The organism is Cellulosilyticum sp., assembly GCF_982396655.1.
In genome coordinates, this window is sequence record NZ_CEVXFV010000093.1 from 1 (window position 1) to 6,613 (window position 6,613).

Genomic DNA, 6,613 nt, shown 5'->3' on the forward strand with positions numbered 1-6,613 from the left:
AGGTTCTGGAATGCAATGCATTCTAGAACCTTTTTGTCAACAATCTGAGACTACTGCATAGCAGTAGCCTATTTTTAGTACACATTATTATAAATTAGCTATGCCTTTTGCAATAGTTTCTTTTAATATGTTTTACTGTAAGAACATTAACTGTATCTTTTTTCCGCTCACCCAGATTATGCTTAATAGTCGTGCAATGGAGAGCAGGGGAATGGAGTCGTGGGTAGTCTGCCTTCGGAGGAATTTGATGATGCTCTTGTGAAGTAGTATAAAGCAGTTTTAGTGGTGCTGTCTGAATAGCGCGATGAACCGAGCGCATGAGTTCACCACGTTGCTTTATACTACGAGCTTAGAGCATCACAAATTCCGTAGAGTGCAGCTACCCACGACTCCATTTCCTTGCGGCCCTCCTCTTGCACCCCTACCATTAAGCACTTTATTATCTTCTACTTTTTATGCTCATGATTCTTAAGATGATCCATACAGTACTCATAATTTCCATTACAAGAAGAGCAATATCTGAACTCCATATCAGGGTCAGTAAGTTCTGTCTTTCCACACACGCTGCATTTATGGAAGGCAACGTGAATAGGATCACCTTGTTTAAGTTCACGTTTTTGTTTTCTAAAGTTCTTTTGAGTAGCTGTAGGCTTGCGGCCCTTTATAGAACTGCCAAAGAAGATTAAGAAGTTAAGTAGAGATACAATGATTAAAACCTTTTGACCAATACCAGGCATAATGAACTGATATACTAAGAACGCTATGTCTAAAAGAGCTAAGTACTTAACCTTTACAGGTAAAATGTAGAACATTAAGAACTCTACATTTGGGAATAAGGTTGCATAAGCTAAAAATAACGATAAGTTAATATAATAAGCTGTAGCAGAGATACTGTATCCTGTAATAAGTGTAAAGATACTTGATGCAATCATTGTAAAGAGTGCACCTGAGAAATAGTAAATATTAAACTTAAATGTTCCCCAGGCATCTTCTAGTGCTGCACCTATTGAATAATATAAATACAGCATAAAGAATAAGAAAATAATGCTGTTACTATCTGGAATGAAAACAAAAGTTACAAGTCTCCAGATCTGCCCATGTAAAATGGCTGTTAAGTTAAATGAGAGTAAACTTGAAATACTAATTCGTGTAATCATTTCTAAAAGAAAAATGACACCATTACCAATGATGATATATTTCATTAAATCATTAATGGCATATCTTCGATATTTACGCTCTAACTTGTCTAAAAAGTTCATGAGTACCTCCTTTAAATTCATACGAATAATATAATTTTGATTTATAATATAGCATAGTTTATAATAAAAATCGAAATCTTGCCAAGTATATTATACTTTGTATATTGTATTTTTCATAAAACTAATCATAGACCATATAAATAGGCTTACTAAGTCTTACTTACATAGAAAATATACTATATTTTAGTATATAACATTATGAAGTATACAATATAAAGAAATATTGAATAAGCTTAAGTCAAGTATAGCATAGGCTAAGGTTTATTCAAAGGGGCAGGTATAGAGGAGGCAGAAAGCGTGGAGAAGTACGGAAAGTCATTTAGTGAGATGACATTTAAAGAGAAAGTGGAGCACTTGTGGGAGTACTATAGAAAGCCAGCATTATTTGTAATAGTAGCAGCTGTCCTGGTGATTAATTTAGTAGTAGCTATTTTATCACCTAAGGAAGTTAACAGTGTAGATATAACCTTAGCAGGTCAGATTTATACAGACGAAAATAGAGATGCAGTCATTGCGGATTATAAGGAAAAGTTTGATGCAGGCATTACAATTAGTGTAGTAGACTGGACAAAGTCAACGGAGATGGAACTTGCAACAGCTCAAAAAATAGCGCTTCAGATTACAACGAAGGAATTAGATATGTTAGGGCTTCCACCTGTAGCTTTTGATAATTATCTAAGAGAAACAGGGCAAGATATGTTTATGGCCTTAGATGAAATACCAGAGTGCAAAGAACTTTTAGAAGAATATAAAGACCAACTCGTTATTGCAGGTTATAATAAGGATGAGAATTTCAATATTACAGAAGGTGAACAACACGTATATGGCATAAAAATATCTAAGCTCGACAACTTCCCAGGAAGTGCTTTAGGAGAAGATATTGTGTTAGGGATTACAACCACTGTAAAAGATATTGATAAAACAGTAGAAGTAATGAGATACTTATTAGAAAGTAAATAAGTTATTTAAGAGGAGAAAAAAGATGAGTTTCGTAAAGAGAGTCGGAATAGTAGGTGGCGGTGTATCTGCCTTAATGCTTTGCATTGAAGCAGCTAAAGCAGGAATTGCTACAACTTTATTAGATCCAAAGGTAGATTGTATTGGCGGTCAAGTTGCCTCAGAACATATTTTAGCAACAATTAATAATGAAAATATTGAGAAGTTAAGTTTACGAGTGGATGCGATTATTTTCAATCAACAGTTGGATTTTCCACTAGAGTGTAAGCTGCACTGCAGTACGTATCCATCAAAGGCAGCTATGGGTGAAATGAGCAATCCAAAAGGCTTCCTTGAGCTTTTAGAAGTATTAGAGATTCCAACAGCGGGGACCTTTTATCAAGATAATAGAGAAATGGCATTTGAGAAAGTAGAAGGACTTAGCTTACCATTTAATTTTATTAAACAATGTGGCAGTCGCAGTGAACTTAAACGTATTGAAACACATGAAGATATGGCAGACTTTATTTTAGATATGGATGAGAATATTGATAGCTTTGCTATTCAGCTTATTCCAGAGTATGCAAGAACTATAATTAGTCTTGTAATCGTAGATGAAAATGGTAAAGCAAATATTTATGACCCATTAGAAGTAACTTATGAAGGAAAAGAAGTTTGCAGTGTAAAAGTAGCAGATGATTTAACAAAGACAATGATTCAAAAGATTGCACGTCTTGATCGTAAACTTATTAAAGAGTTAGAAGGTGCCGGTGTTTATACTATCAAATATGGCATTAAGGCAAATAAGAGTTTGGAAATGATAGAAGTAAAGCCAGAAATTGATATGGCAGCACTTTTAACATTAGAAGCACATGATATGTCTATTTACGAGCAGTATATGCATCTTATTATGCATATGCCAGTGATTGCGCCAACATTAGAAAGTTACGCACATGGCAGTATTAAAGCAGCAGACAAAGCATCTGGTAAAGTAGAAGAGAAGAACAGAGCATATCATATGTACAACTTAGGTCTTACAAATCTTTGCATTACTAAAAGTAATATTTAAATAAAAGAGTGGCTATTGCAGAATGTAAATGATGCAATAACCACTCTTTTGTGTTAAATGAGGTTTAATGTGATTTCTTGGTTAAATTATGTTTTTCTAAATGTCCAGCTATTTTTTGAGCATCCGCATCGTGAATGAGAGGGGCGATTTCATTAATATGCCCATTTGTGCCAAATAAGTAAAAAGAGGCAAAGTTATAAGCTTGAGCAGCACGTTTTTCAGTAGGATAAATGCCCAAATGAATTTGCCTTTTATTATAACCAATATTAGCACGGTATCCACTTTTGGTCTGGCTTACACCACGATAAGTATTACCATTGAGTGCACGCTTTCTGATGGCATTAGGATTTTTGAGCCTTGGTGAAAGTTGAATATTCTCATAAATCGCATTATACTCTGCCCTTGTTAAGAAAGGAATGTCATTTGGAATATAGTTACGGCAGTTGCTTGAATGAGCCATGAGGAAGTCAATGGCCTTATTATAAGCGATGGCAGCTTCAATTTCAGAGCTGTAGTAGCCTAAGGTGATAGGCTTGTCCGTATAAATGCTAGCAGTATAAAAAGTTTCTTGATTTTTAGTTTTTTTACTAACACCTTTATAAGTATTAATAATTTCAATATTATCCCTTCTAAAATCATAAGAATTACCATTTTTAAAAAGATAGTCCTTACCAGATATACTATGGCTTAAAATACCAAAACGATTCAAAAGACTCTGTTGAGAAATATTATCTTGGATATAAAGGTAATTGCCACGTTTACAAATCTTATAAGTCGAAAAAAATAATAAATCTTTCATGTCAAAGGTTAAAATAATATCTTTAGATAAATAATAATAGAAGTATTTATCTTTAAGATAAATAGGATTTTTAATATAAACTTTGTGATCCCTAAAATTACAAAGAGTGATAACTTTTTTATAATCAATTACCGAAGAGGTAAAGTCTAAGTGACCAAAGGGAGCATTCATGATGTGATTTGCTTCTTCAAGGGCCCTAGCAGCTTTTTCATGACAGTCATAAGTTCCTAAGTATATTTTCTTTTTTGAATAAAGAAAGTAGACCTTATATGTAGTAACATCACCTTTAATAGTTGGATAAATATAAGACATAAAATCACCATCCTTAGTTTTTATGATAACGCATTTGTAAAATTAAGTCACTAAAGGATATACAATACTACAAAAAAACAGTATAATAAAAATGAATGAGAGCCTAAGAAAACCGTTTATCTTTAAGGAGGAAAAAAATGAACGCAGTATCACAGAAAACCATTAACACAATTAGAGTGCTTGCCGCAGAAGCAATTCAAAAGGCAAACTCAGGACATCCAGGTCTTCCACTTGGATCAGCCCCTATGGCTTATACATTATGGGCAGAAGAAATGAATCACAATCCTAAAAATCCAAAATGGGAAAACAGAGACCGTTTCGTGCTTTCAGCAGGGCATGGATCAGCTCTTCTTTACACATTACTTCATTTATTTGAATATGGATTAACAATTGAAGACCTTAAAGGCTTCCGTCAAGAAGGAAGTTTAACACCAGGACATCCTGAATACGGTCATACAGTTGGTGTTGAAACAACAACAGGACCACTTGGACAAGGTATCGCTACAGCTGTAGGTATGGCTATGGCAGAAAAACATTTAGCAGCTAAATTCAACAGAGATGGCTACAATGTAGTAGATCACTACAGCTATGCATTAGTTGGTGATGGATGCTTAATGGAAGGTATTTCTTATGAAGCAGCAGCACTTGCTGGAACACTTAAACTTGGTAAATTAATCGTACTTTACGATTCAAATAACATTACTATTGAAGGAAATACAGATATTGCATTTAGAGAAAATGTAAGAGAACGTTTCGAAGCACAAGGATTTGAAACATTCTTAGTAGAAGATGGTAATGATACAGAGGCTATTGCAAAAGCTATCAAAGCTGCAAAAGCTAATTTAGACAAACCAAGCTTCATCGAAGTAAAAACACAAATCGGTTATGGTTGTCCTAAAAAACAAGGGAAAGCATCAGCTCATGGTGAACCTCTTGGCGTAGACAATATTGCTGAAATGAAAGAATTCTTAGGATGCGAAAAAGATGAATTCTTCGTATCTGACGAAGTAAAAGCACACCTTGCTGAAGTTGTAAAAGCAGGTGAGGAAAAAGAAGCAGCATGGAACGAGTTATTTGCAAGCTATGCAAAAGCTTACCCAGAACTTGCTGCTGAGTGGAAACAATGGTTCTCTGAAGGTGAAGTAGACTTATCAGATCTTTACGAAAAATATTCTGATACAGCTTCTAAAAAAGCTACACGTAATGCTTCATTTGAAGTTATTAACGAAATGGTAAACCGCGTGCCAAACATCATCGGTGGTTCAGCTGACCTTGCACCATCTACTAAAACTTACATGAACGGAAAAGGTGACTTTAGTAGTGATGATTATTTAGGTCAAAACCTTCACTTTGGTATTCGTGAACATGCAATGGGTGCAGCAGCAAATGGTATCGCTCTTCACGGCGGTCTTAAAACATTCTGCTCTACATTCTTCGTATTTAGCGATTACATGAAAAATCCAATGCGTCTTGCAGCACTTATGAAATTACCTGTAACTTATGTACTGACACACGATAGCATCGGTGTTGGAGAAGATGGTCCAACTCACCAACCAATCGAACAACTTGCTATGCTTCGTAGTACACCAAACATGGTAACATTCAGACCAGCAGATGCTAAAGAAACAGTAGCAGCTTGGGAATATGCATTAAATAGCAAAACAGAACCAGTTGCAATCGTTCTTTCAAGACAAGACCTCCCTTATCTTGAAAACACAGGTGCAGACGCTAAAAAAGGTGCTTATGTTGTAGCTGGTGTTGAACCAAAAGATGCAGATATCATTCTTATCGGTTCAGGTTCAGAAACACAACTTGCAGTTAAAGCAGCAGAAGAACTTGCTAAAGAAGGAATCAAAGCAGCAGCTGTAAGTATGGCATCTATGGATGTATTTGAAGAGCAATCTAAAGAATACAAAGAAAGTATTCTTCCATCAAACAAAACTAAGAGAGTTGCAATTGAAGCAGCTTCTCCATTTGGATGGCATAAATACACAGGACTTGAAGGTGCTGTTATTGCTATCGATCACTTCGGAGAATCAGCACCAGCTGGTCTAATCTTCGAAAAATATGGATTTACAGTAGATAACGTAGTAAAAGTAGCGAGAGAAATCCTATAAAAAAATGGGCCTCGGCAAATTGCCGAGGCCTTTTTTTTGTTGGGGGGGTGTGTGGATAAATTTGAATATATATTTTTGCTGCTCCGTCGCTGCGCTCCAAGTCGCGATAAAAACATATATT

The 6,613-nt window shown here is 35.3% G+C and carries 5 protein-coding genes; 3 read left to right on the forward strand and 2 right to left on the reverse strand.

Going from position 1 to position 6,613, the window contains the following annotated elements:
- Positions 1-446 precede the first annotated feature (446 nt).
- Positions 447-1,259 (reverse strand): rhomboid family intramembrane serine protease, encoded by an 813-nt coding sequence (locus tag AC1VAQ_RS20485; protein ID WP_302595953.1) that lies wholly within the window; start codon positions 1,257-1,259, stop codon positions 447-449.
- 297 nt (positions 1,260-1,556) lie between these two features.
- On the opposite strand from AC1VAQ_RS20485, the gene AC1VAQ_RS20490 reads away from it, so the two are divergent.
- Both AC1VAQ_RS20490 and AC1VAQ_RS20495 read left to right on the forward strand, forming a co-directional pair.
- Entirely contained in the window at positions 1,557-2,219 is a 663-nt protein-coding gene (locus AC1VAQ_RS20490) for a hypothetical protein (RefSeq protein ID WP_302595950.1), read from the forward strand.
- Between the two features lie 22 nt (positions 2,220-2,241).
- A complete protein-coding gene (locus AC1VAQ_RS20495; protein ID WP_302595948.1) occupies positions 2,242-3,264 on the forward strand; it encodes a 5-(carboxyamino)imidazole ribonucleotide synthase in 1,023 nt (340 codons plus the stop codon).
- 64 nt (positions 3,265-3,328) lie between these two features.
- On the opposite strand, the gene AC1VAQ_RS20500 is transcribed toward AC1VAQ_RS20495, so the two are convergent.
- A complete protein-coding gene (locus AC1VAQ_RS20500) occupies positions 3,329-4,375 on the reverse strand; it encodes an AP2/ERF family transcription factor (RefSeq protein ID WP_479904479.1) in 1,047 nt (348 codons plus the stop codon).
- Between the two features lie 137 nt (positions 4,376-4,512).
- On the opposite strand from AC1VAQ_RS20500, the gene tkt reads away from it, so the two are divergent.
- Positions 4,513-6,492: a transketolase gene (tkt, locus tag AC1VAQ_RS20505; RefSeq protein WP_479904480.1), complete on the forward strand. Its 1,980-nt coding sequence runs from the start codon at positions 4,513-4,515 to the stop codon at positions 6,490-6,492.
- Positions 6,493-6,613: the final 121 nt, after the last annotated feature.